The following is a 24,015-nucleotide window of genomic DNA, read 5'->3' on the forward strand; positions in this document are numbered from 1 at the left end:
ACTCAAGGTAAATCCATGACGACCGTTGTTTCCCGCCCTGTTTCCGCGCACCGAGCGCTGACCTGTCTTGCTCTTGCCGCGACACTCGCCCTCGGCGGCTGTGCGATCGCCCCGCCCAGCCACGTCGCCACGGCGCCCGCCGTTGCGGCGCCCTCGCAATGGGCCGAGACATCGCCCGGGAAGCAGGGCACCGTCGGCGACATGTGGTGGCGGGATTTCGGCGATCCGGTGCTCGATCGACTGGTGGACAGCGCGCTCGATGCCAATCGCGACCTGAAGATCGCCGCGGCGCGCCTCGCGCAGGCGCGCGCGCTCGGCGACAGCGCCGAGGCGGAGCGCCGCCCGCGGCTGGATGCGATGGCGCGCGGCGAGCGCGGACGCGAAAACAGCGTCGATCCGCGTGCGGAGCGCAGCGGCGTCGGCTTGCGTGCCGCGTGGGAAGTCGATCTGTTCGGGCGCGGTGCGTTGCTGGTGGACGCCGCACGGTCCGACAGCGCCGTCGCTCGCGAGGCGCTCCGTGCGACCCGCATTGCGCTGGCCGCGGACGTCAGTACCGCCTACTTCGAATTGCGCACGCTGGAGCGGCGCTCAGCGCTCAAGCGCGAGGCGCTCGAGGTTGCGCAAAGGCAGGCGGTCGTGGCGGAGCGCAAATTCGCCGCGGGCCAGGTGACGGCGCTGGACGTCGAACGCTGGCGTGCCGAACTGGCGCAGGAACAGGCGTCGCTTGCCCAGCTCGACGGCGAACACCGGGTACGCTTGCATCAGCTCGCGCTGCTCGTCGGCAGCCCCCAGGCGCCCGAGCTCGGCGCGCAAGCCGTGCCGGCCGCACTGCCCGCGCCGCCCGCGACGGTGTTGCCCGCCACGCTGCTCGAGCGCAGGCCCGACGTGCAGCGTCAGGCGCGCGCACTCGACGCCGCGCTCGCCCGTGCCGGCGCCGCCCGGAAAGAGGTCTATCCGCGCCTTCAGATCGAGTGGGCGGGGACGAAGGAAAGGCTGGCCGCGGTCGGCGATGGCGCCGCGCCTCGCGTGGCCGTCGGCTATGGCGTGTCGGTGACGCTGCCCATCCTCGACGGTGGCCGGATTCGCGCCAACGTCGCGGTACACGATGCGCGCGCGCAGGAAGCGATGGCCGAATACGAAAAGGCCATGCTGGCGGCGCTCGTCGACGTCGAGACGAGCCTGGCCCGGTGGTCCGCATCGGATCGCTCGATGCAGGAGTGGCAACGCGCCGAGGCGGCCGGAAAGGTCGCCGCACACAATGCGGCCAGACTGTATGACGCAGGCCAGGCCGATATGAGCGATGTGCTCGCCGCGCGCCACGCGCACCTGCGGTCCCGCGACGCGCTGGAAACGGCAATCGGCGCGCAATGGGAAGCCGCGGTCGGCCTGCGCCGCACCTTTGCCGGGGCCGTCTAGGCGGCCCGGCCGACGCGGCCGCGACGCTTGCGTACCGGCGACGCGTGGTGGGGCACCCGCGTCGGCGCGAAGCGTCCGCGTTGCTACCGCACACCTCACTCACTTCCCATGCCGAAGTTCGCCACCCACCGGCGCGGAAGCCGAAGAAGCCGCCGACGGCGCATTCATGTACGCCGGCGCCGCCTTCGTCTTCTGCCGGACGCCCGGCGGTGGCGCGACCGGGCGCCGCTCCATGTCGGCCAGCATCTGCCCGCACGGCAACGGGCGGCTGCGCCCCGGCTGCAGCAACGCGAGCAGACTGGCGAGCGGGTTCAGCAAGCCCAGCCCGACCGCGGCCCCGCCCCGCGCGATCAGCGCGCCCGCCTTCACCCCGACGTGCGGTTGCTTGAACGATCCGGTGACGTACAGCGGCGAGCGTAGCGATATCACCCGGAATCCCTTGGTATGCGGATGGATCGTCAGGTTCATGGTCTCGTCCCGCAGGTTCACGTTGCCGTCCATTGCGATCACCGCATCCTCGGTGTCGAGCGCGAATACGCGCGAGTCGAGCACGCCGTTGGTGGCCACGAAGTCGGCCACGCCGCAGTTGATCTTCACGTCGCGTGTGCCGAACAGTTTCTCGTACACCACGTTGGCGACGTTCAGCCCCGCGGCTTCCATCAGCAAGAGGCTCACCGTGCCGTCGGTCACCAACGTCTTCACCTCGCCGTTGGAAGTCGCGGCAAGCGCCGCCGGCGAATTGCCGGTGGCCGACAACGCGGCATCGCCGTTGACCTCGCCGAGCGCCGTTTGCATCACCGGGAAGGTCGGGAACAGTTGCTTGAGTTTCAGATGCCGCGCCTGCAGCGAGAACCGCCCTTTGAGCGGTACGCCGCTGCCGTCCAGGTGGATGTTCGACGCGAGCGTCCCGCCCGCGACACCGAAGTTCAGCGGGTTGAGCGTCAGCACGCCGTCCTGCATCACGATATGGGTCGACAGGTCGGTGATCGGCAGGCTCGCGGTCTTGACGATGCGCCGACCGGTGAATCGAACGTCGGCATCGATCTTCTTCCAGCGGTCCGTGCGAAATGTCTCGACCGGCAACGCCTTGTTCGCGGGCTGGGTGGGCGCGGCCCCCCGCCGCGCCTTGCTGGCATTCGTGTCGGCGCCGATGAGCGGCGCGAGGTCGGAGAACTGCAGCAGCCTCGACTCCAGCGTGCCGGACAACAACGGCCTCGGTTCGCGCGACACGTACACCAGCGTGCCGCCGAGATCGCTGCCGCCGACGCGTCCCGTGAAGTTCTCGTACTTGAAGACGTTCCCGGACGCCCGGAACTGGCCGACCAGCCGGCCGTCGGTCGCATAGGGCGAGGTTTCGGGCAGGGTGATGCCCGTGACGTCATACAGCTTGGCCATGCTGGTGCCCGCAAGCCACAGCCGGAGATCGACCGCGGCCAGGTGAGACGGGTCCGTCAGCGTGCCGACGAGCGCCAGGTGCGTATCGCCGAAGCGCAAATCGGCCTGAACCGGAAACGGACGTTGCGCGCCCCGCACATCCAGCAAATTGCCGATCTTGCCCGTGCCGGCGACCTTGCCCTTCTTGTAGGTTCCCTTGACGGACCAGCCAATCGTGTAAGTGCCGACGCCGGTGGAGGCCGCGGGCGCCGAGGCCGCCGCGCCCGATGCGGCCGCTGCGGGGGCGTTCGATACCGCCGCCGGGCCTGACGCAGCCGGGGCGATCGCGGTGCCGGAAGTCGTCGCCGCAGCATGCGAAGCAGCGGCCAGGGCTTGCGAAGCCGCTGCCGATGCGCGTGACGCCGCTTCGGCACCCGATGCAGGCACCACCGGTTGCGCCGCACCCGCGTGCGCCTGGGCCGCGAGCTTCTTCTGACCCGCCGGGCCGACGGCCCGTGCCGATTCGTGGTGCGCCAACGCCTCTTGCTGTTTCATCACCGCGTCGAACGGGATCGGCTGGCCAAGCGTGTCGATCACCGCGCTCAGGTCGAACTGCTTCTGCTGGTCGTAGTACCCGAGATTGCCTTGGGCAAACGCGATCTCATGCAGGTCGAGCGCCCATCGGCCCGACTGGGCGGGCTGCTTGAACTTGAACGTCCAGTTGGCTCGCCCGTCCTTCAGGCGCTCGAGGTCGACGGACGGATTGACCAGATCGATTGCCGGAATCACGATGCGGCGCGCCATCAGCGGCAGCGCCTCGACCTCGAAACTGATCGCATCCAGCGTGACGAAATACTTCGTGCGCGCCCAGTCGGGGTTGGCGATCGTGACATTACGTGCGACGAATCGTGGCCAGGGCACCCATGCGCGCCAGCCGTGCTCGCTCGCGGGCCGACGCCACCCGACCTGCAGGTCGCCGTTGATGGCGAACTGCCGTCCGATCGCGTCCGACACCTTGTCATCGATCCAGGGCCGGGCTCGATTCCAGTCGAACGTCACGATGACGATCACCAGCGCGGCAAGCGCCAGGGTGACGCTCACGGCAAGCCACGCGGCCGCCTTGCCGACGCTGTGGCCGATGTGCATTGCTCACTCCCCCAGTTTGCTGCCCGGTATCCAGCAAGGCGCGTTCCTGCATACACGCGCCTTCCGCCGGATGGCGTGCGGGAAGTCGAAAATGGGGTTCGCACGACTTTTCAGTCGTCGCTCTTCGCAGTAATGTTCCGGATCGACTGCTCCCCTGCCGCGCGCTGCGGGGGCAGTGGCAAGCTTGTCCGGCGCGAGAAGCGGGCGCCTGCCGCAGCGCTTCCCGCATCCACGGGATGTCGATCGGGAGGATCAATGGATCGTCGCCATTTCCTCAAGTCGTCGGCTTTTTTTACCATTGCGGCCGCCGCCGCCGTCACGCACGACGTTTCACCGGCGGCCCTGCCGGGCAGCCCTGCGCGCAAGAACCTCCATCGATTCCCGCAAGGTGTTGCAAGCGGTGATCCGCGCGATCACTCCATCGTGTTCTGGACGCGATGCGTTCCGGTATCCAGCGGCGTGCAGCACGACGCAAAAGGCGCCGCGCGCGCAGTACCGCTACGACTCGAAGTATCGACGCGGGCGGATTTCTCGACGCTCGTCGCCCGCGTCCCGTTGCGGGCGCTGGCCATCCACGACTTCACCGTGCGCGCGAAGGTGACGGCCTTCACGCCGAAGACCACCTACCACTACAGGTTCGTCGCCGGCGACGACGTCAGCATGACGGGTGTCGCGCGCACCGCGCCGGCGGCAAACGAGGCCAACGAACGGGTTCGCTTCGCGTGGCTCACCTGCCAGGACTGGAGCGTCAACCACTGGCAAGCGATGACGCTGCTGGCCGACGAGCGCGACCTCGATTTCGTCGTGCACGTGGGCGACTACATCTATGAAACGGTCGGGACCGCTCCCCCCGGCCGCGCCGAGCCGGCGCATCCTCCGCTGCACCTGAGCGGCGGCAAGCTGCTCGCGGACGGCCGCGCGTATGCCGAGACGCTCGAAGACTACCGGACGCTCTATCGCACCTATCGAACCGATCCGCGCCTGCAGACGCTGCACCAGCGCCTGCCGATGATCGCGATCTGGGACGACCACGAATTTTCCGACGACTGCTGGCAGGACCATCAGGTCTACACCAACGAGGAGCGGCAGGAAACCGGGCGGCGCCGCAGCGCCAGTCGCGCGTGGGCGGAATACATGCCGGTGGATTGGGACGATGTGCGCTTCGAGCCGGACAATCCGTCGTACACGAACATTCGCATCTACCGCGATTTTCGTTTCGGCATGCTGATGCATCTGGTGATGACGGACGAGCGGCTGTATCGCGACGACCACGTCGTGAGCGAAGCCGCTGTCGCACGAGCGCACGGGCACGACCCGGTGCATGGGGACGACGCAGCCGGCTCGCGCTACTTCGTCAAGCAGGACGTGCTGCAACGCGACGAGGCGCGCGACACCCGGCAGCTCGGCCGCCCGCCGTCGATGCTCGGTCCGGAACAGACACGATGGTGGAAAACCTTGATGAAGGACTCGCCGGCCACCTGGAAGGTATGGGGCAACGAAGTGATGTTGAACCGTCTGTGGTTCGTGATGCCGGGCGCACCCGGGACACCGGCGGCCCGCCTCGTGGTGGATTGCGACGCATGGGACGGCTATCCCGCGCACAAGCACGAACTGCTCGCTTACTTGCGGGAGCACGGGATCCGTAACGTCGTGGCGATCACCGGAGACCTGCATGCCTTTCAGGGCGGCGTCGTGCGCGACGATCCCGATCCCGCGACGGGGGTGCCGGTCATCGTCGATTTCGTCTGCGCCGGCATCAGCAGCATGTCCTTCTACACCTACCTGAAAGCCGCGTGGAACGGGACACCACTCGCGTCGATCGTGGCGACCTCGGCCCGACTCGACCGCTTCCTGATGGCGAACAACCCCGATCTGTGCCACGCCGACCACGACGCGCAGGGTTATGCATCGGCCACCGTCACACCGGAATCCTTTTCCGTCACGTTCAACAAGGTGAAGCCGTTGAACCCGGACGGCACCGCGCCCGCGGATGCACTGCTTGGCCGCACGCGATTGACGGTGCCCAGGGATTCAGTCGAGGTACGCGTCGACCCTGTGTAGACGCCGACGCGGCGCGTCAGTGGAAATGTCCGCCGAAAAGCCCAAGCAATCCAATGACGATGAGGTAGATTGCGACGATGTAGTTCAGCAGGCGCGGTACCACCAGGATGAGAATCCCGGCGATCAGCGAGACCAACGGGCTCCAGTTCGTGAATGTGTGCATGGCGTTGCCCTCATGACAATAGATCGCGAAATCGCTGGGTGAAGCGCCTCGCCGAAACACGACGGGCATGTGTCGTGCAGCGTTTCATTGCGGGGCGGAGCGATTTCCGTGCCTGGCTCAGCGCGCGAGCTCCTGTGAAAATACCGGCATGCGTTCGAGCCATGGCGCTCGCGCATCTCTCACGGCGCTTCGTCGTGCAGAAGCCGTCACGCGTCGCGATGCCGGGACAGAATTGACAAGGGCTTGAAAAATCGTCCGCGGATCCTGCGTCGGTCGCCGCGCAGCGGCGCCGGGGAAGGATGTCGATCGTGGCGCACGCAACGGCACGGGATGCGACTCCGTACGCGAACGCTTATGACGAGCAAGCAGCTTGCGTGCCCGATCGCCTGGTTCGCGCCACACCGGGCCCGTATGCGCGAGCCCGAGCGTAAGACTGAACGTGTCGAGGAACGTCGTCGCCGGCGTGGCCATTCGATTCCGAATCACGTCTCGCCACACCGCGTCAGGCGTGATCACAACTTTCGCATGCACGCCGGAACGACCGCTCTCCTTTCATCCGCTACACCATTCAAACGCGACGGGTTAACCATGATCGACCGTCGAAAAACGCCATGTTAACTTCCTCGATCATAAGACTTGGTCAATTGACCTGATTCGTCGCGAATACTCCGGCTCACCGGAAAACCCGGCGAATGCGTCCATGTCTGTCGCTTCCGGGATCATGTACTGGACGACCCGGAGGTCGCGACAACGTCGGGAACACCGTGCGTGCTCCGTCAACGGGCGTGGCAGGAACGTATAGCAGAAAGCGAAGGCATACGCAGTCAAATGACTCAGTCAAAAATTCGACTTGAGGTCTGGATCACCACCCGAATCAGAACGTGACGCCGCGTCTGATTTACCCGTCCACGCAACTTTGAGGCAAACATGAACGCCAATATTCAGAACATTCAGGACGCGCTCCCCACCGTCCCCAAACAGACCAGCGCGCAAGAGATCGTGTCGCTCATGAATCAATATGGTGGAGTCCGGATCAAGAATTATCTGACCCGGGAGCAGGTCGCGAACATCAATCGCGAGGTCGATGCGCCGCTCGAGCGGCTTCGCGAAGGGTCGTCGCACGACAACGAACTGATCAAGGAATTCCACGGCACCTATACGAAGCGCCTGACGAACATGGTCACGCACAGCAAGACGTTCGGGGATGTTCTGGATGACGAACTCTTTCATGAACTCGGCGAGGTGCTCTACCGTGAAGAGTCCGGCGACTGGTGGCTTTCGACCGCGCAGGTCATCGACATCGGCCCGGGTAACACGGCACAGATGCTGCATCGCGATGTCGGAAATTTTCCGCCCCTGTGCGCGCTCGGCGTCAACGGGCCTACGGTATTCACCAACCTCATGATTGCGCTGACGCGCTTCACCGAGGAAAACGGCGCCACCCGAATCATTCCGGGAAGCCAGAACTGGGACGAGGATTACTTCAACAGCAAGGGCACGCCCGACATGACCATTGCAGCCGAGATGGACGCCGGCGACGCATTGCTGTTCAGCGGCAAGGTGATCCACGGTGGCGGCGCGAACGTGACGAAGAACGAGCGCCGGCGTGGGCTCACGATTCCGATGCAACCGTCCTACCTGACGCCGGAGGAAGCGTATCCCTTCATCGTCGAGATGGACACCGTACGACGCCTGTCGAAACGCGTTCAGCGAATCATCGGCTTCCGCTCGCAATATCCGGCCGGCACGCCGGGCCTGTGGCAAGTCGACTACGACGATATCGCGACGCATCTTGGCCTCTGAGCCACGAACAGACGCCTGCATCCGTCCGGGAGGGGGATCCCCCTCCACGGATTCCGTGATGCGCATGCGCGGGCCACGACAGCATCATCGCCAGCGAAACACCCCATGAAGATCGACCTGACGAATCGCGTTGCGATCTTGAGAACAATGCGGGGATTGCGCGCCTTTCCGGGGATGGCCCTCAAGAATCGACTTTCTATTGCACCTCATCCAACTCAGGAGCGTGATCATGGTGAAGCGTTTATTTGTCGCAATCTCCCTCGTTGCCGGGTTACTTCTCGTACTCAGCCCGGGATTCATGGTTCTCTACCATATCGAGCACTACGACTCGAGCCAATAGGCGCCATCCGGAAAGATCGAACATGCGGGCGTAGCCTCGTGCGCGGATCGTGTCGAACGCGATCCGCGTAGCGCACTGCTCGTGCTTCGGATGCTCCGACTGCATGGACCCGTCTGCCCCTGCCATGCGCGCACCGTGCGCCTGGACACGCCTGTACACACCGCTGTCTCCCGCGGCGAAATCTTCTCGCGGAAGTCCACCGCCGCCGCCGCCTCGCCTCCTCCCCCATCGCCGTGGCATGCCCGGCATGACATTGATCCACTGCCGCGAAGCACTAGTGGAAAACGCCAATTTCAGTCTGGACGACATTTATGGACACTAGACTCGGTCAAATGACCAAGTCTCGTGAAGCGACGACAGGCACCCAGGCGCGTAACGCAGCGTGGCTGCATTCGCGAAGCGAGGTTGGTCGGCGCGTCGATCCAACAACGAGACGCGAGATTTCGGATGCGGCATTCCCCAACATTCCATGGGTTCAAATACCAGGTCAAATGACTCAGTCAAAAGACTTGATATCGGGTCTGACGTTCCGTAAACGAATTTTTCACAAGGAGTCGAGCATGGACAGGCTGGCAAGGAAGAACGAGTGGTTCGCAAGAGCCGAAAAGGTCATCCCGGGCGGGATGTACGGTCACCAGAGCGTCAAGTATTTGACGGAAGATTTCCCGCTGTACTTCGCGAAAGCGAAAGGGTCCCATCTCTGGGACGTCGACGGCAACCAGTACATCGACTACGTATGTGGCTACGGCACGAACCTGTTCGGCTACGGCAACGAGCGGATCGAGCAAGCCGCGGCCCTCCAGTTGCAGAAGATCGACACGGCGACGGGCCCCAGCGAGGTGATGGTTCAGCTTGCCGAGGCGCTCACTCAACAGGTCAGCCACGCCGATTGGGCGATGTTCTGCAAGAACGGCTCGGACGCTACCTCGATGGCCATGGTGATCTCGCGCGCGTATCGCGAGAAGCGGAAGATTCTCGTGGCGCGCGGCACGTACCATGGTGCGTCGCCGTGGAACGTGCCCTATATGACGGGGATTACCAAGGAAGACCGCGCTCACGTCGTCTACTTCGAGTACAACGATCTCGAGAGCCTCAATGCCGCCGTCAAGAGCGTCGACGGTGACGTAGCGGCCATCTACGCGACGCCGTTCCGGCACGAAGTGCTCTACGATCAGTTTTTCCCGTCGATCGAGTACGCGAAGGAATGCCGTCGCCTCGCGGACGAGCAGGAAGCGCTTCTGGTCGTCGACGAGGTCCGCACGGGGCTGCGCCTGTCGCGTGATTGCTCGTGGTCGGACTGGGGCGTGCACCCGGACCTCAGCTGCTGGGGCAAGGCCATCGGCGGCGGCTATGCGATCGCGGCGGTGCTCGGTTCGGACAAGGCACGAGAGGCCGCGACGAACATTTTCGTCACGGGCTCCTACTGGCTCTCGGCCGTGCCGATGGCCGCGGCCATCGAAACGCTGCGCCTGGTACGAGAAACGGACTACCTCGAACACACCAGGCGGTTGGCGGACACGCTGCGCGCGGGCCTCGCCGAGCAAGCCGAGCGGCATGGCTTCGAACTCAAGCAGACCGGGCCGAGCGTCATGCCCCAGATGCTGTTCGCGGGTGACGACGAGCTCGTGTCGCGCGGGCGGGCGTGGACGTCGGAAGTCATCAAGAACGGCGCCTATCTCCACCCGTGGCACAACATGTTCTTCACGGCGAGCCATACCGACGAAGACATCGCGCGTACGCTCGAGGCGACCGAAACGGCGTTTGGCGCGATCAAGCAGAAGGCGGTGGCAGTGAGCCGCCTGGATATCCTGGACACCGTGCAGCGTTGATGCCGGATGCTGGATGAGCCTTCGGCCTGCGGCCGAAGGCTGTATTGCCGAGCGCATTCGTCCGGCGTCAAAACCCTGAGCGGCCGCGCGGGCAATCGATACGCCCGGCCTCAGGCCAGGCTCGATCCACTCCCGAACCGCGTCTTCGTCAAGTTCCAGTCGGTCTTCCCGCCCGCGGCCCACCGGCATTCTGCTTCTAAGGTCTTGTTGCTTCGTCGTCAAGGCCCGAGTGCATCGGTCCACGCGGACACTTTGTCTCAGACCTTCTTGCCCTCGTAGACCAGGTTCGGTCGTCGACGACTCGGTCAGTCGCCGGCGCGGAAGATCGCCGGTTGAACGTTGGTGAAGTTCCGCACATCGCCGACCACCTCGGCTGTTCTGGCCGAAGCCAGCGCGGCGTCGATTCCAGCCTGATCGCTGAAACGCAATAGCGTGACGCAGGCAAAAGGCTGCGGACCCGGCGCCGGAAACAGCACCTCCACCGACTGCAGCCCACATTCGCCCCACGCCGCCCGTACGAGCGACGCGTGGGTGGCGAGATAGTACTCGCGGTCAAATTCCATACCCGCTACAGCGGGATAACTCACGATCAAGGTAGCCATATCCGATCTCTCGCATGAAGAATCAAATACATTCCCGCAGGAACGCGACAATTACTGCGGCTTTCGCTCCAGGCGACCAAGGGTATAACCTCGAATCAGATTCCCTTCCTTTTCCTGCACCCGTTCCAGCGCACAATAGGCGTAATACAACGAGACTGACATATAAGACCAAGAAAGCAATGCAAATATATAGAAAATCATATGGTCGCCGTCGCCAGGGATAGGGTAAAAGTCGTAGACGCTCGCAATAATCTGCGTGGATACGAGTGTCAGGATCACACCCGCAGCATTACGATACTCTCCGGCATTCGCCAGTTTCTTGACAACGTAAATGAGGTAAAGCGAGAACAACGACCACATCACCAGATAGAAATACGGCTTGGGCCCAACCATGAAATCCGCGGTCCACAAAATAACCGTCCCCACCAGCGCCCCCACCGCATACGCCACGTCGCCGACCATCGATGGTTTATATCGATGCGTAACCGACATCATGCCCGCAACGATGATGATCGGCACGCCGAAGCCTCTTGAAAAGGCGTCGCAGAAAAGCGAGATACTGAAAAAGATCGCCTTGCCGGTCAAGGCATTGATCATCAAATTCGTTGCCGAGAACGTCACGACCAGCGACTCGAATCCGAGAAGGCCGTTGCGCTTCCCGAAATACTTCACGCCACAAATGAACGAGGTCACGATCAACGCGAGATCAGCCAGGCAATAAAGATAGAATTTGAGTTCCATGAAAAAACTCCGTGATCGTCGAGATATTTGTCTGCCGCCATGTTCGTCATCCACGTTCACGGCAGTTTTTTGCGCTGCCTGTCGACGCGAGAGGACGCTTCCGGGAGATGCCTGCTCCGCACCGGCATGTCAGGCATGCTGGCGCCGCCCAGGTACCGGTGCGGTCAGTGCGGCCACGCTCGGTTGATCGCTTCGCCGCGCACGTCAGGCGACCGCGGCTTCGGCATGTTTTGCCTTGAACTGCCGGATCGCCACGCTGGCCAGAAACATCGGCACCACCAGCAACCCGACGGAGAGCCAGCCGACCGCGCGCAAACCGGCCACGCTGAACACCGTGCCGGCAATCGCGGGGCCCACTGCCAGGCCAAGATTGATTGCCGACGCACAGGTCGCGGTGCTTCTTCCGCTGGCATCCATTTGTGAAAGTGCCGCCACCATATAAGGAGCCACCAGCGTGGCGCCGGCACTGACGAGCGCCGTCGACACGAGAAACGCCCACTTGCCGCCCACGCAATACATGCCCAGGCTGCATGCGATCAACAGCGCGAGTCCAAGGGCGATCGGCTTGAACAGACCCAAGCGATCGCCCAGCCAGTTGACCGCCACCCCCACCGGCAACTGGAGGGCCGCATTGAGCATGAACAGCATGCCGAGTTGCTCCGCTTCGACGCCCCGGGTTGCAGCGACCTCAGCGGCAAATCCCATGAGGGCCGTCTGCGAGACGTAGATGAAGAATGCGCTGATCAGCATCCCTCGGACGTCACTGGATTTGATGGCGTCCTTCGCGACCGCTTCCTCGCTTGCGTTGACGGCGGGATGCATGAACGCGCCGAAAAACAGCGCCGCAACGACCACGGCGAGCTGGACGGCATCCACCCCGATATGACCCATCTTCACATTCAGGATCGGTACGACGTACATCGCACAGGAAAATATGATGGCCATCGCAACGGCGACTTGCGCCGCGACCTTCTCCGGATGCTTGACGTGTGCAATCACCCCATACGCGCACACGCAGCTGACGCCCAACGCGGCGCCGAGAACCAGCTTCGCGGCGACGAATACATGGAAATTATGTGAAAACATCGCACACGTCGACAGGACGGCAAGCGCTGCCGCAGCGAGCGCGCCCGTCCGCTTGTTCAACGTCGCCGTGTGACGACCGAAAACGATGATGGAAAGCGAAAGACAGAGCAGCACCGCGGACGCGAGCCAACCCGCGGTGCTTTCGGACAGCCCGAACCGGGCCATCGATTCCTCGATGCTGAATGGGAGCAGGTAGGTGGGCGTCCAGACCACGGCTCCTGTATAAAGCAGCGCGATTTTTCGGATTCCCTTGATTTCGACACTCACGATCGACTCCTTGTCGTTTGCACGAATGCGAGATCGCGACGAGGCATCGAATCGCCCTCTTGCTCGCATTCATACCGGCACTGTTTCGAAGACTGCTGCATCCAACCGAAAAATCGCGCTATCGGAACGGCTCGCTGTGCACCGATCCAGGCATCCCGTCGAGCGACCGCGATGCCTCCAGATGATGGAATCGCCCGATTTCCACGTGAAAACCGGGCCAGGATTCCATCACCCATCCCGTCCGTTAATCGAAATGCCCGACCTCGAGGAAATCCTTCATCTTCAACAGGTCGTTCGGATCCGACATTTGACCGTTGCGCTCGACGAAGCCGGCAAAGGTCGTGCCGTACGTCCAGCCGAGCAGGCGCTGCAGCTCTTCCGGATAGCGCTTCACGCGTTCAATCGGCAGCGTGAGGTACTGGTTTTCTTCCTGCCGGAGGATCGCCAGGTCATACGACATCGTCAGGCCGGTGCGCGGGGCATCGCTGGTGTTCTTGCCGCCGCCGTGATAGGTGGAGCCGATGAAGAACAGCGCATCGCCGGCCGACATGGTCGCGGGAATGGCTTCCTCCTGCGTCGGCATGCGCTCGTCGTCCCACTTGTGGCTACCCGGGATGACGAGCGTGGCGCCGTTTTCCGCCGTGAAGTCCGATACGGCCACCATCACCTGGAACCGGGCCTCGCGCCCATAGTTCGGGTGCCGCCAGAGCCATACGGAATCGTCACGATGCAACGGCTGAAGGCCCTGACCCGGCAGGATCTGGATCGCTTGCGTCACCCCCACCTGAATATCGGGCGCGACATCGACCTGGTTTTCGCCGCTCCAGATCTTGATCGGCGTCTGCAGGATGCTGCGCGCCGCGCCCAGATAGAGCGGGTGCAACGCAACCTCGGCCATCCAGTCGGTACGCGCGAAGAGGCGCGAGACGCGACGCGTCTGTGTCCCGGCGAAGTAATCGTCTACTCCGTTCGGAGCCGACTCGAGCGTGTCGAAGAGCGTACGCTGGATTCGCGCGAGCAAATCGGAATCGAGAAAGTTCTTGACGATCGCTCCACCATCCTGCCTGACCGCATTGGCAAGATCTTCAGGAGTGCTACCACTTGAAAGGCGCTGCAACGACATGATGATTCCTCCAACAAATTGTCAATGATTGAAGAGTGCGGCGTACCCTCGGTCACCACTGCCTTCTGCAATGGATGACAGGATTCGCTCGCGTAGCGCCTTCAGGATTCGCGGCGGCTGCCCGATATCTTCCTGCGCCTGCTGAAACAGTTCGGTTGCTCGTGCGTAGATGTCGAGGTCCGCTCCGCGCGGTTGATAGTCGGACGCCGCCACGAATTCGAACAGACCTTCGATGAAGTGAGTCTGACCGGCGAGATAGGTTGGAATCAGGTCGCGAATCTCGTCGATCGAAATGCCCGAGTTCACCACGAATCTGAGACCTTCCAGGAAGGCCGCGCCCGCCCCAAAAACGAACGTGCCCGTCAACCCGGCATCGAGCACGTTCGGCACGTCGGGGCGTGCACTGACGTAGGTGGATTGCGGAGCAATCTTCCGGAGCAGCGGCTCCACTTCGCTCCAGATCTTCTCGTCGCCGCCAAACAGGATGACGGCGTTCTCGCGGCCGATATCCGGCGGGAAGCACTGGATCGTTCCGCTGATGAATTTTGCGCCGGCGCCACGCACGATTTGATCCAGTTTCTGGACTTCGGACGGGCGCCCCGTGGCCAGATTGACCACCGTTTTCCCTTTCAGGCGCTCGCCCAGCGCCTCGAAGTCCGCCGCGAGGTCAACCGGCGTTGCCGTCACGACGACGATGACGTCCGCCTCATCAAGGGCGGAGGTGGCACGCTCGGCAACCCGGGCGCCCAGTTCGCGCAGAGGCTGCGCCTTTTCAGCCTTCCTGTTCCAGACGACGACTTCCGCACCGTCGTCAATCAGGGTGGCGGCAATGGCGGACCCCATCACGCCCAGGCCCAGGACAGCAATCACATTGCTCATTCGTATTCCCTATCGTTGTCGTTGACCACACTACCGAGAAATATCCTTCGTTCAAGTCAACCATACGATTCATTTGACTTGGTCATACGACTATCAAGCAAGCCGTATGCCAATCGGATCCAGGTGTTCGCGCTTCGTGAAGTGCGGCTGACGCGCGCGGTCGTGATGCGCATGCCCCGGCGCGGGGAATTCGCCGCACCAAGTGATGCTCGGCGTCACGATAGCGGTGCAGACAAGTTGACTTGATCAAATGACCACGAATCTACAGGCACGAGTCTTATGCTTCGACAGGACATTGGGAATACGGAGTTTCCATTAGCCTCGTCATGAAGGCACCGTACGCGCCAACGCAGTGGCATCCCTTCCACGACACGCACGGCTGCCTTATCGTGCACGTGCGACGATCACCGTCCCTGCGCCTCTCTGCAACGGCCTCATCGAAGCAGGAACGCGAGCGCCGCTCGACGAGCGGAGCACCGCTTGATGCCCGGGCCGATCCACGATGTGCGAGTCCGTCTTCTGGTTCAGCGAGCCTGCCGCCGAGTCGCATCGCTGCCGCGAGGTTCGTCCGGCGCCGCGGCGCATCGACGCCGTCACCATGCCCGGCACGTACCTGCGAACGGCACGTCTCACGACGCCATGGCGGCGCAATATCCGTGCGGGACAATGCCTTGTGTTGCTTGCGAAATGCCGCCCATCGTCATGCTAATATCCGAGGATTCGACTACCCTGCGCGGGTAGCGCCTTTGGACGAAGACATAAAACGGAGCGCTGGCCTATGCAGCGAGTACGGGCTGAAGTCCGCCGCCAGGACCTCGTCGCGGCGACTGTCGCGGTGATTGCAGAGCACGGTGTGAAGGGTGCCACGACCCGTCGCATCGCCGAGGCTGCAGGATGCCCACTGGCGTCCCTGCACTACGTGTTTCACTCAAAGGACGAGCTGCTGTTCGCCGTCTACGAGTCCCTGATCGACTTGATCCGCTCGGATAGCCCCGAGCCTCCGGAGCACGGCACCCTGTCGGACCTGGCGGAGTTCAACCTGCGCTCCGTCATGACCTGGTTCGAAGCCAACCCGACATACGCGAAGACCCAGTCGGAGTTGTATACGTGGGCGCTCAGACACCAGCCCGACATGGCCACTGGCGCGCTTCGCATCTCCCAGGAAGGTGCCCGCGCCAATCTGGCGACCGCCGAGCCGCGTGCAGATGCCAAGGTGCTGGACGCCATCGCGCGGCTGACCATCGTCCTGATCGACGGTTTGCTCTTCTCGTGGTTTGCCCAGGAAGATTCGAAGCGTCTGGCAACCGATGTCGACCACGCCTGCAAGATGCTGGCCGCCTACGCAACGACACTGTCGGACGCCCGCCCTGCCGCCAAGACCCCTCGCAAGTCGGTACGGAAGCACTAAGCCGCTGCCACCTGCCCGGTGCACTGGCTCCCCCGGTGCCCACAAAGCGGTAGCGTCGCCGCTTCAATTGACCGCTCGGCTCGCGGCGCATGACGTTTGCAATTTCGCCCATGCGCCGCCCTGCGCGCACGCTCTGCCCGAAGGTGCTTTCAGCAACCGTTTCTCGCGTCCGACCGCGACACGTGCGACGTGAAGTCACCGGCGCCGCCGAGCATCCACATCGGCCGCGGCCAAGCACCCTGCTTCCATTCGCCTGAAAACCTGACGCTCCCGGCAGGCCGCCCTCGGTCTTGCGTTGCAGTGCTCGCGCTCACGGGTTTACCTCCATCGACAGCGCATCCTTGTCTGCTTAACGTTGACCGATCAAATGATCAAGTCATTCGATCTGATTTTCCAGAATCAGCTGAAACAAGCGAACTGAACATTCAGGGCACCCGCGGCCCGCCCCATTCATGGACAAACTTTCAAGAAGCCGACATAATTCACGATCGTTATGGTCACTTGACCATGTATCACGGATAAACACTACACCTGTGTACGACGTGAACGGAAGTGGATTTTCGGGTACCGGAGTTTACCAATGACAAGAGTTCGCGCTGCGTTGCGGCGACAGGATTTTGTTGACGCTGCCGTTGAAGTCATCGCCGCGCACGGCGTCGCTGGAGCCACCACGCGGCGAATCGCCGAAGCCGCATGCTGCCCACTGGCATCGCTGCATTATGTATTCCATACCAAGGACGATCTGTTCGACGCGGTTTACGAATCCCTGTTCGACCTTCTCGGCGCGAATGCCCTCGCTGACAGGGAATTTCATTCTTTCGGCGAACTCGCCGGATGGCAGCTGCGCAAGAATGTCGAATGGCTCGTGCAGCATCCGTCGTACGCCCGAGCCCAGTCTGAACTGATCCAGTGGGCAGAGCGCCATCGCCCCGAATTCGCGTTGAAGACCTATGTCCAGACCATCGAGCGAACGATCGCTTACCTCGGCAAGTGCGCGCCGCAAGTCAGCCATGACGCGATTGAATCCGTCGCAAGAATGAGCATCATCCTGATCGATGGATTGCTGAACAGTTGGCAAGGCGACACGAATATCCGCGAGCTCAGGGCGAACCTGGATAGTGTAAGTTCAGCGTTGGAGGCGTTTGCCGCCTCCCTCTCGAGCTCGACGGTACAGGCTTGAGCGTCGACGCGGCGTGCCATTGTGCCCATCGCCGGCAACCCGACAGAGCCCGTCAGCGCGACGCCTCATGGCTGGCTTCGATGTTGCCGCCTTTCCGTAGACGGACGTCCGCATACCGCCGGACGCCCGTCGTCGATTCCCGCTAGCTGACGGCGCCCGGCGTCGCGCCGAACATCGACTTCGTCTCCAGGAACTCCTCGATGCCGGCGTAGCCCCACTCTCGTCCGTTACCGGACTGCTTGTACCCACCGAACGGCGCCGCGATGTCGACGGGCGCGCCGTTCAAATGCACCATCCCGGTCCGCAACTGTCTGGCGACGCGCTCCGCCTGTTCGATCGAGTCGCCATAGACATAGCCGGACAATCCGTACGGCGAGTCGTTGGCAATGGCGACCGCGTCCGATTCGTCCTGATACGGGATGATCACCAGGACGGGGCCGAAAATCTCCTCGGTTGCAATCTTCATGCGATTGTTCACGCGGCTGAAGACCGTCGGCTTGACGTAGTAGCCTCGTTCAAGCCCCGGGGGATTGCCGAGCCCACCAGACAGCAGCACCGCGCCCTCGTCGATGCCCGTCTGGATCATGTCCTGCACCTTGCGATGCTGGCGCTGGTTCGCCATCGGCCCCATGGTCGTACCGGGATCGCGCGGATCTCCGACGACGACCTGCCCGCATGCGGCCACTGCGATCTGCTCTGCCTCCTCGAGCCGATGCGCCGGCACCAGCATCCGCGAAGGCGCGGTGCACGTCTGACCGGAGTTGGCCATCATCTGGAGCACCCCATGGGTGACGCCCTGCTGAAAGTTTTCGCTGTCCAGAATGATGTTCGCGGACTTTCCGCCTAGCTCGAGCGTCACCCGCTTGATCGTCGTCGCAGCGGCCTGAGCGACTTCCACGCCGGCGCTCGTCGAACCCGTCAGCGACACCATGTCAAAGAGCGGGCTGGACGCGATGGCCCTGCCCAGGCGCTGCCCGGAGCCCTGCACGAGATTGAAGACGCCGGGAGGGACGCCGGCCTTCTCGATGATCTCGGCGAGCACGATGGCCGAGTACGGCGCATTCTGACTGGGCTTCAACACGATCGTGCAACCCGCCACCAGCGCCGGCGCGACCTTGCACATGACCTGGTTCATCGGCCAGTTCCATGGCGTGATCAACCCGCACACCCCCACCGGCTCCTTCACGATCCGCGACGTGCCCTGGATGCGTTCGAACGGATACTGCTTCGCCACTTCCAGCGTCGTATGAAGGTGCCAGAGCCCCAGTGCCGCTTGAAGCGGGCGAGAAATGGCGTCCATCGGCGCGCCCATCTCGAGCGTGATGGCGTCCGCCATGTCCTGCAGCCGCTCGGTGTAGGCACCGATCACGCGCTCGAGCATCGCGAGCCGCTCGACGAGCGGTGTGTTCGAGAACGCCGCGAACGCGTCGCGCGCCGCCTGCGCGGCCAGGTTCACATCGGCTTCGTCGGAGAACAGCAACACGCCGGAGACTTCGCCCGTCGCCGGATTGATGATGTCGTGCTCCACGCCACCGTTCACCGGCTCCACCCAACGGCCGCCGATGAACGCCTTGCGGAGATGGTCTGCTTCGAAAATCGGCATCTGCTCGCTCCATGTCATTTGGTATCGAGGGCGAGTCTTCAGCCTTCTGGATCGCCCGGGAAGATCCATACTAACGTCTTTTTTGATCATTTGGCCAAGTCACATGACTCGGTAATAATCAGTATTGCCACCGGCAAGCCAAAGTAAGACGCTTCACGAAACGAACCGTCATGCTGCTGCGAAAGATTTGCAGCGCGGGTGACCGGATGATGAGGGAGACGAAATCACGAGGCGGCTTCCGGCGAAGCGCGCAACACGACGAAGCCTCTTTTCTCAGGCGAATCGGTTCGGCTATCGAAGCGGACATTCGACGATCAACGGCCGGCAAGCACAGGGCTGCTCGCCGCTCGCGTATCCAGGCAGGCATCACAGAGGGTTAACCTTCATCGACAAGGAATTTTTCGAGCAATACTTTCTACTACACGGTCAATTGATCAAGTCATATGGCAGACTTCACGCCGGATAGCCAGGAAGCAAGCAATCCGCAAGGAAGCGCGCCGGGATCCGGTCGCTTTTGACGTCAACATCGAACGACAACTCTCCCTCGGGAGCGAAGGGTAATTACCATGGCAATCATTCAAGTCCAGCAGATCATGCACGAGAATCCGCTGCATGCTCGCGCGCCGCATGAACCCCGCTATGAAGATGGCAGCGCCTTCTGTGACGGCAAGTACGTTCCCATCACCGAAGCGACCGTTCCGCTCGTCGACGCCGGGTTCCTGCACGCCGATGCGGCCTACGATGTCGTCACCGTCTCGCGGGGCAACTTCTTCCGGCTCGACGATCACCTCGCGCGCATGGAAGAGTCGTCGGCGAAGTTCTTCCTCGAGAATCCGTTCAATCGCGACCAGGTCCGGGAAATTCTCCACACGCTCGTGCGCAACGCCGGCCTGAAGGACGCGTACGTCTGGTGGTGCGTCACCCGCGGCCCGCTGAGCGTCGACCGCCGCGACCGCAGCGCAATGAAGAACGCGATGTTCGCCTTCGCCGTGCCGTTCTTCTTCCAGGCCGACGACGAGGTCCGCACGCGCGGCTCGAACCTGCTGATCAGCAAGCGATACAACCGCATTTCCGCGAAGGCGGTCGATCCCACGGCCAAGAACTTCCACTGGATGGACATGAAGCTCGCGCTGTTCGAAGCCATGACGCAGGAAAAGGACTGGGCGGTGCTCGTCGACGAACACGACAACCTCACCGAAGCAGCCGGTGCGAACGTCTTCTTCGTCAAGAACGGGGAGCTCTACACCCCCGCTGAAGGCTGCCTGCTGGGCATCACGCGCCAGAGCGTCTTCGATATCGCCGCCGAGCTCGGCATCAAGGTGAACATCGGCACGTACACCGCGACCCAGTTGCGCGAGGCTGACGAAGCATTCACGTCGTCGTCGGCGGGCGGGATCATGCCCGTCAGCGCAGTGGACGACCAACCGCTTGGCAAACACAACGGCCCCGGCCCGATCTCCGAGAAGATTCACAACCTCTACTGGGAAAAGCGCTGGGCAGGATGGCACGCGCAGCCGGCTGAGTACTTCTCGTCGGTCCCGGCGTAAGCCGGAAGTCACTCAGAAGCGGCGCGCGTACGGAGCCGGCCCGGTCTAACGAGCCGCATCCGGCCCCGGTGGGCGCCCAATAGCTGCATGCATTGACGAACCGTCCGGCGCCCCACCCAGGCGCCGGTCGATCCGAACTTCGACGTTATAGCGATGACCTGGAGTTCGGTGATTCAGTAAAACCAAGCACGAACACACCCCAATTCATTTCGCATAGCTAATAAACGGAAAGGACTATCGGACCCTTCATCCGTTTTCACCCATGCACAACCCTTTGGCGGGCGCACGTCAGCTGGTCAAGGTCAAGGAGATAGCCGTGGTCAAGACTCATTCTTTCAAGAAATCCGCTTCGCTCATCCGATCGGCAGCGAAATTGTCCGTCATCGCTACCGCCGTCGCGATGTCCTTGACCGGTGCGCTTGCGGAAGGGACGGATGCCTCACATACGCCGTCGGGCGCCGAAATCGCCGGCACCGCGGGCGGCATTCCCGCCTGGGCACCCGTGGGCAACGTCGGGGCGGGCTGGAGCTACGGCAAGCGCCGCGCGGATTTCTTCAAATACAAGTCCGACAAGCCGCTGTACACGATCGACGCCGGCAACGTCGACAAGTACGCGGACAAGCTCAACCCGGGCCAGATTGCGCTGCTGAAGAACCTGAAGGGCTTCACGATGCCGGTCTATCCGTCCCGGCGCACGTGCGGCGTCCCCGATTTCGTCGCGGAGAACACGAAGAACAACGCGGGCTTCGCCAAGATGTCGGCCGACGGATCGGAACTCACCGATGCCCACCTGCCCGGCTACCCGTTCCCTGCGCCCAAGACCGGCGCGGAAGTGATGTGGAACGCGAAGCTGCACTACCGCGGCGCCGGTGTCGAGATGCGCGACATCATCACCGTCGTCTCCCCGCGCAAGGGCGCGTCCGACTGGATCAAGAACGTGTCCGACGCGTGGATCTACCAGCCGTGGGGTGACAAGGCCGGCACGACGTTCGCGAAGGTCAACCAGGTCGAAGGCAACGCCTACTACGCGTACAAGTCCCCGGCGGCGATTGCCGGCCAGGCCGCGATCTTCACGACCTACGCCGGCAAACCGACCGAAGTCTTCTACTACTTCCCGGGGCAGCGCCGCACCCGTCGCATGCCGTCGTATGCGTACGATGCGCCCCAGATCGGCTTCGACAACCAGTACAACATGGACGAAGCGCTGGTCTTCTCCGGACAGACGGACCGATTCTCGTGGAAGCTGCTCGGCAAGAAGGAAATGATCGTTACCTATAACGACCTGGGCATGTACGACTTCTCGGACAAATTTGAAGATGCGTACGGCCCCGACTTCGTGAACCCGTCGAAGCGTCGCTACGAACTCCATCGCGTGTGGGTCGTGGAAGCCACGGTCAAGCAGGGGATGCGCCATACCGCGCCCAAGCGACTCTTCTACGTCGACGAAGACAGCTGGAGCTACCTCGGCGCGGTGGATTACGACGCGCAGGGCAACATCTCGAAGGTCCGCGAGGGCTACATCATTCCGGTGTACGAAACGGGCAGCTGCGACACGCTCGCATTCGCGCAATACAACCTCGTCGACGGCCGGTATCTCGTGGACGGTTCGATGCTCGCGGCCGGACGGGACGCGAAGTGGTCGGTCGACTCGTCGGCGGACCAACACTACAAGCCGAGCTTCTACAACGCCGATAATCTCCGTGCGTTGAGCGAGCGTTGACAGGGGCCGAGACAAAATGGCTAGCACCTCCTCCTTACAGCCCCGCTCCAGCGTGGTGCTCGTGCGCGCGGCGATCGCGGCGCTTGTCGCCGTCGGGTGCGGCAGCGCGCACGCCTTCACGTTCACGATCGGCAACGTCGAAGGCAGTTTCGATTCGACGATATCGGCGGGCGTCGGCATTCGCACCGCGTCGCCGAGCAGCAATCTCGTGTCGCCGACCTACAACGTGGCCACCGGTGCGCAGACGGGTGGCGGCCGGCTCGGTCAGTTGAGCGGCCTCTCCGATCAGGGCGACATCAACTACGGCAAGGGCGATCCGTTCACGAGCTATCTCAAGGGCAACCACGAGCTGGTCCTGAAGATGCCGTCGCAAGGGCTCACGTTCATGGCGCGGGGCACCTGGCAGTACGACTACTCCGGCACCCGCACGACCGGCGCGACCAGCGGACAGGACCTGTTCTACAACCCGTCGCCCAACCTGAGCGGCGGGCTCCCGTCCGATGCCGAGAAGAACATCCGCTTCAAGCCACGCCTGCTCGACCTGTGGGTCAGCAAGCAGTTCAACGTCGGCGACCAGATTGCCCGCGTCCGCGTGGGTAACCAGGTCGTCAGCTGGGGCGAAAGCATCTGGGAAGTCGGCGGGGTCAATGCGACGAACGCGATCGACGTGAATCGGGCGTCCCAGCCCGGCGCGCAGGTCAAGGAGATCATCCTGCCCGCGCCGATCGTGAGTGTCGCGTCCGGCGTCGGGCACGGCGTGAACGTCGAAGGGTACTACCAAAGCAACTGGAACCAGAATTACCTGCCGCCGGTGGGCAGCTATTGGTCGAACCAGATCGTCGGTCCCGGCAACAACACGTACGGCGTCTCGACCATCCATCCGAAGAACGGCGGGCAGTATGGTTTTTCCATTCGCTACCAGCCGGCGGGAACGGACCTGAATCTCGGCTTCTACACGATCGCGTACCACGACAAGTTCCCGCAAGTCTCGCTGAGTTCGACGGGCGGGACGGTGTTCCGGTTTCCGGAAGACCGCCACATGATCGGCGTCAGCGCCAACTTCCCGGTGGGCGACTGGGCGATCGGCACCGAACTCTCGTACCGGCCGCGAGACGCCGTTCCACTGAATCCGGCCAGTGGATGCGTCGCGCAAGGGGGGAACTGCTGGGTCGACGAGAAGCGCTTCCAGTGGCACCTGACGACCCTCTACTCGCTGCAGCCGGGCAATTCGGGCGCCTTCCTGAAACTGCTCGGCGCCCAGACCGCCACGCTGACGACCGAGACGGTGATCATCGCTTATCCGGGGCTTCACAAGAGCTACGGCGGATCGCCGATTTCGCCTGGCGCGCTTCTGTGGGGGAACGAATTCAACGACTTGTTCGCGACCGGTGCACTCAACACGCCGGGTAGTGCCCAGGGAACGAAATACTCCGGCGGGATCGACGTCGATTTCAACTGGGTTTACGACGGCACCGTCATTCCCGGGTGGCAGGTCAATCCGGGGATATTCGTCCGGTACGGCCTCTTCGGCAATACGCCGAACGTGAATGCCCAGTTCATGCGCGGCGTGACGGCCATGAACCTGTATGTGAACTTCATACAGAACCCGGCGAACTGGCAGGTCGGATTGAACTACACCCGTTTCATGGGCCCGACCAACCCGCTGGCCAACCCGCTACGTGACAGGGACTTCGTGGCAATCGTCGCATCTCGCAATTTCTGAGGTC

At 62.8% G+C, this 24,015-nt stretch carries 17 protein-coding genes; 9 read left to right on the forward strand and 8 right to left on the reverse strand.

The window, feature by feature from the left end; all coding sequences use genetic code 11:
• Positions 1-15: 15 nt before the first annotated feature.
• On the forward strand, positions 16-1,416 hold the full coding sequence (locus tag G3N98_RS04895) for a TolC family protein (RefSeq protein ID WP_206147438.1): 1,401 nt from the start codon (positions 16-18) through the stop codon (positions 1,414-1,416).
• Between the two features lie 99 nt (positions 1,417-1,515).
• Here the strand turns inward: G3N98_RS04895 and G3N98_RS04900 are convergent, their stop codons facing one another.
• Complete coding sequence (locus G3N98_RS04900) at positions 1,516-3,936, reverse strand: AsmA family protein (protein ID WP_206147439.1); 2,421 nt, start codon at positions 3,934-3,936, stop codon at positions 1,516-1,518.
• Positions 3,937-4,191: 255 nt separating this feature from the next.
• On the opposite strand from G3N98_RS04900, the gene G3N98_RS04905 reads away from it, so the two are divergent.
• On the forward strand, positions 4,192-5,997 hold the full coding sequence (locus tag G3N98_RS04905; protein WP_206147465.1) for an alkaline phosphatase D family protein: 1,806 nt from the start codon (positions 4,192-4,194) through the stop codon (positions 5,995-5,997).
• 16 nt (positions 5,998-6,013) lie between these two features.
• Here G3N98_RS04905 and G3N98_RS04910 read toward each other — a convergent pair whose 3' ends face one another.
• Positions 6,014-6,160, reverse strand: coding sequence for a DUF3096 domain-containing protein (locus G3N98_RS04910; protein ID WP_076841491.1), 147 nt, complete (start codon positions 6,158-6,160; stop codon positions 6,014-6,016).
• A gap of 927 nt (positions 6,161-7,087) precedes the next feature.
• Here G3N98_RS04910 and G3N98_RS04915 point away from each other — a divergent pair.
• Both G3N98_RS04915 and G3N98_RS04920 read left to right on the forward strand, forming a co-directional pair.
• Positions 7,088-7,963: a phytanoyl-CoA dioxygenase family protein gene (locus G3N98_RS04915; protein ID WP_206147440.1), complete on the forward strand. Its 876-nt coding sequence runs from the start codon at positions 7,088-7,090 to the stop codon at positions 7,961-7,963.
• Between the two features lie 831 nt (positions 7,964-8,794).
• Positions 8,795-10,132, forward strand: coding sequence for an aminotransferase class III-fold pyridoxal phosphate-dependent enzyme (locus G3N98_RS04920; protein WP_241025744.1), 1,338 nt, complete (start codon positions 8,795-8,797; stop codon positions 10,130-10,132).
• 305 nt (positions 10,133-10,437) lie between these two features.
• On the opposite strand, the gene G3N98_RS04925 is transcribed toward G3N98_RS04920, so the two are convergent.
• The 5 genes from G3N98_RS04925 to G3N98_RS04945 form a co-directional block, all read right to left on the reverse strand.
• Positions 10,438-10,734 (reverse strand): EthD family reductase, encoded by a 297-nt coding sequence (locus G3N98_RS04925; protein ID WP_206147441.1) that lies wholly within the window; start codon positions 10,732-10,734, stop codon positions 10,438-10,440.
• Between the two features lie 51 nt (positions 10,735-10,785).
• Positions 10,786-11,475, reverse strand: a complete 690-nt coding sequence (locus G3N98_RS04930) for a hypothetical protein (RefSeq protein ID WP_206147442.1) — start codon at positions 11,473-11,475, stop codon at positions 10,786-10,788.
• 204 nt (positions 11,476-11,679) lie between these two features.
• Positions 11,680-12,828, reverse strand: coding sequence for an MFS transporter (locus G3N98_RS04935; RefSeq protein WP_346779064.1), 1,149 nt, complete (start codon positions 12,826-12,828; stop codon positions 11,680-11,682).
• Positions 12,829-13,072: 244 nt separating this feature from the next.
• Positions 13,073-13,951 carry a phytanoyl-CoA dioxygenase family protein gene (locus tag G3N98_RS04940; RefSeq protein ID WP_089429440.1) on the reverse strand — a complete coding sequence of 293 codons (879 nt, stop codon included), beginning with the start codon at positions 13,949-13,951 and terminating at the stop codon, positions 13,073-13,075.
• A gap of 21 nt (positions 13,952-13,972) precedes the next feature.
• The gene (locus tag G3N98_RS04945; RefSeq protein ID WP_241025745.1) at positions 13,973-14,830 is read right to left on the reverse strand and encodes an NAD(P)-binding domain-containing protein; all 858 of its coding nucleotides are present in this window, start codon (positions 14,828-14,830) and stop codon (positions 13,973-13,975) included.
• 778 nt (positions 14,831-15,608) lie between these two features.
• Between G3N98_RS04945 and G3N98_RS04950 the strand changes: the two genes are divergently transcribed.
• Positions 15,609-16,238: a TetR/AcrR family transcriptional regulator gene (locus G3N98_RS04950; protein ID WP_089476732.1), complete on the forward strand. Its 630-nt coding sequence runs from the start codon at positions 15,609-15,611 to the stop codon at positions 16,236-16,238.
• A 580-nt stretch (positions 16,239-16,818) separates the two neighbouring features.
• Positions 16,819-17,418: a TetR/AcrR family transcriptional regulator gene (locus G3N98_RS04955; RefSeq protein ID WP_206147444.1), complete on the forward strand. Its 600-nt coding sequence runs from the start codon at positions 16,819-16,821 to the stop codon at positions 17,416-17,418.
• 142 nt (positions 17,419-17,560) lie between these two features.
• On the opposite strand, the gene G3N98_RS04960 is transcribed toward G3N98_RS04955, so the two are convergent.
• The gene (locus G3N98_RS04960; RefSeq protein WP_206147445.1) at positions 17,561-19,021 is read right to left on the reverse strand and encodes an aldehyde dehydrogenase family protein; all 1,461 of its coding nucleotides are present in this window, start codon (positions 19,019-19,021) and stop codon (positions 17,561-17,563) included.
• A 566-nt stretch (positions 19,022-19,587) separates the two neighbouring features.
• Here G3N98_RS04960 and G3N98_RS04965 point away from each other — a divergent pair.
• The 3 genes from G3N98_RS04965 (at position 19,588) to G3N98_RS04975 (ending at position 24,011) form a co-directional block, all read left to right on the forward strand.
• The gene (locus G3N98_RS04965; protein ID WP_089429436.1) at positions 19,588-20,568 is read left to right on the forward strand and encodes an aminotransferase class IV; all 981 of its coding nucleotides are present in this window, start codon (positions 19,588-19,590) and stop codon (positions 20,566-20,568) included.
• A gap of 400 nt (positions 20,569-20,968) precedes the next feature.
• Positions 20,969-22,288 (forward strand): DUF1329 domain-containing protein, encoded by a 1,320-nt coding sequence (locus tag G3N98_RS04970; RefSeq protein WP_241025746.1) that lies wholly within the window; start codon positions 20,969-20,971, stop codon positions 22,286-22,288.
• Positions 22,289-22,304: 16 nt separating this feature from the next.
• Entirely contained in the window at positions 22,305-24,011 is a 1,707-nt protein-coding gene (locus G3N98_RS04975) for a DUF1302 family protein (protein WP_206147447.1), read from the forward strand.
• Positions 24,012-24,015: the final 4 nt, after the last annotated feature.

Source organism: Burkholderia sp. Tr-20390, from assembly GCF_017104595.1.
Classification (GTDB): Bacteria; Pseudomonadota; Gammaproteobacteria; order Burkholderiales; family Burkholderiaceae; genus Burkholderia.